Origin of the sequence: Rhodococcus sp. P14, assembly GCF_000256505.1 — a bacterium.
Lineage (GTDB): Bacteria > Actinomycetota > Actinomycetes > Mycobacteriales > Mycobacteriaceae > Rhodococcus > Rhodococcus ruber.
Genome location: NZ_AJFC01000411.1, coordinates 1 through 2,304, shown reverse-complemented (window position 1 = coordinate 2,304; position 2,304 = coordinate 1). Strand labels below are relative to the sequence as shown.

General features: G+C 75.5%; 1 protein-coding gene. It reads left to right on the top strand.

Annotated features, from left to right (window positions below; genetic code table 11):
* Window positions 1-2,304: non-ribosomal peptide synthetase (locus OEY_RS29395; RefSeq protein ID WP_010596970.1), on the top strand; the 2,304-nt coding region annotated here is incomplete at both ends.

Sequence of the window (2,304 nt, the reverse complement as noted above, 5' to 3'; positions counted from 1 at the left end):
CCGCGCACCACCCGCTGTTCCAGGTCTCCCTCGCGCTGGCCGACTTCGCGGCACCCACGCTCGAGCTCGACGGGCTCGGGATCGCCGTGGAGGACATCGCCCGGGACTCCTCCCAGTTCGATCTCGCACTCGAGCTGCGCGAACACACCGGCGACGACGGACGGCCCGCCGGGCTGGACGCAACCCTCACCTACGCGACCGACCTGTTCGACCACGACACCGCCCGCACCCTCGCCGCGCGGTTCGTGCGCCTCCTCGCCACCGTCACCACCGACCCAGCCGTCCCCGTCGGGGACGTGGAGCTGCTCGACGCCGCCGAGTCCGCCGAGCTGGCCGCCACCGCCGGCCCGGCCGGTATCGGGCCGTGGCTGCTGCCCACGCTGCTCGCGGCCGCCGCCGCCGCACACCCCGCGCGCCCGGCCGTGCGTGCCGACGGCACCACCTGGACCTACCGGGAACTCGACGACGCCGCCGGCCGGCTCGCGCACCGGCTCGTCGCCGCCGGGGTGGGTCCGGACGTGCGCGTGGCCCTCGCGCTGCCCCGCTCCGCGGAGTCGGTGCTCGCCGTGTGGGCGGTCGCCAAGGCCGGCGGCGCCTTCGTGCCCGTCGATCCGGCGTACCCGGCCGAGCGCATCGCGCACATGCTGCACGACAGCGGCACCACACTCGGACTGACCACGGCCGCGCACCGGGCCGCGCTGCCCGGCGCGCTCACCTGGCTCGAACTGGACGACCCGGCGCTGCGGGCCGCATACGCCGACGACTCGGCCGCACCGTGGACCGATGCGGACCGGACCCGGCCGCTGCATCCCGAGCACGCCGCCTACCTGATCTACACCTCCGGCTCGACCGGCACCCCGAAGGCCGTCACCGTCACCCATCGCGGGCTGGCGAACATCGTGCGCGCCCAAGCCGACTCGCTCGACGTCGGGCCGGATGCGCGGGTCCTCGGCTTCGCCTCGCCCAGTTTCGACGCAGCGATCTTCGAACAACTGGCCGCCTTCGGCGCCGGGGGCTGCCTGGTGTCGGTCCCGCCCGGCATCGTCGGGGGCACCGAACTCGCCGCTCTCCTCGAGGCCGAGCAGGTGACGCACGCGGTCCTCACCCCGTCGGTGCTCTCGACACTGGACTCGGCGGAGTCGACCTCGGTCCGGGTGCTCGCGGTGGCCGGCGAGGCGGTCGGTACGGACCTGGTGGAGCGGTTCGCCGGGGGCCGGACGATGCTGAACCTGTACGGGCCGACGGAGGCCACGATCTGGGCGACCGCGTCGTCGGCACTGACGGCGGGCCGGGCAGTGACGATCGGATCCGCCGTGCGCGGCGTGACGCCGCTGGTGCTCGACGACCGGTTGCGGCCCGTCCCGGCCGGTGTGGCGGGGGAGTTGTACCTCGCCGGCGACGGGCTGGCGCGCGGCTACCACGGGCGGCCGGGACTGACCGCGGCCCGGTTCGTGGCGCATCCGCAGGGCGCGCGGATGTACCGCACCGGGGACGTGGTGCGGTGGGTGCACGCCGCCGGCCGGCTCGAGCTCGAGTACGTCGGCCGCAGTGACCACCAGGTCAAGATCCGCGGAATGCGGATCGAGGTGGGAGAGGTCGACGCGGCGCTGGCCGGGCTGCCGGAGGTCGACCGCGCGGTGACGGTGGGCCGGCCCGGACCGGCCGGGTCGCCGGTACTGGTGTCGTACGTGCTCGCGACGACCGGGTGCGCCCCGACAGCCGAGGCGCTACGGGCCCGGATGTCCGAGTTGCTGCCGGCCCATCTCGTGCCCGCGGCGGTCGTCGTGCTCGACGAGTTGCCGCTGACACCGGTGGGCAAGCTGGACCGGGCGGCCCTGCCCGAGCCCGTCTTCGCCGCCGGCGCGGGGCGTGCCCCCCGCACACCGGCCGAGGAGGCCGTGGTCGCCGCGTTCGCCCAGGTGCTGGATCTGGACCGGGTGGGCATCGACGACTCGTTCTTCGACCTCGGCGGCAACTCGCTCGACGCCACCCGCGTCGTCGCCCGCCTGAACTCCGCCCTGGCGGTGCGCGACCTGTTCGAGGCGCCCACCCCCGCGGCGCTGGCCGTGCGCCTGCTCGAGCGTCCCGCGCCGAGGATCGCCCTCACGGCCCGGCCCCGCCCGGCCCGGGTGCCCCTCGGACCGGCGCAGCAGCGCATGTGGGTGCTCAACCAGCTCGACCCCACCTCCGCGGCGTACAACATCCCCGTCGCGTTGCGCCTGTCCGGACCGATCGACGCCGCGGCGCTCGCCGCGGCGTGGCGGGACGTGACCGACCGGCACGAGAGCCTGCGCACCGTCTTCC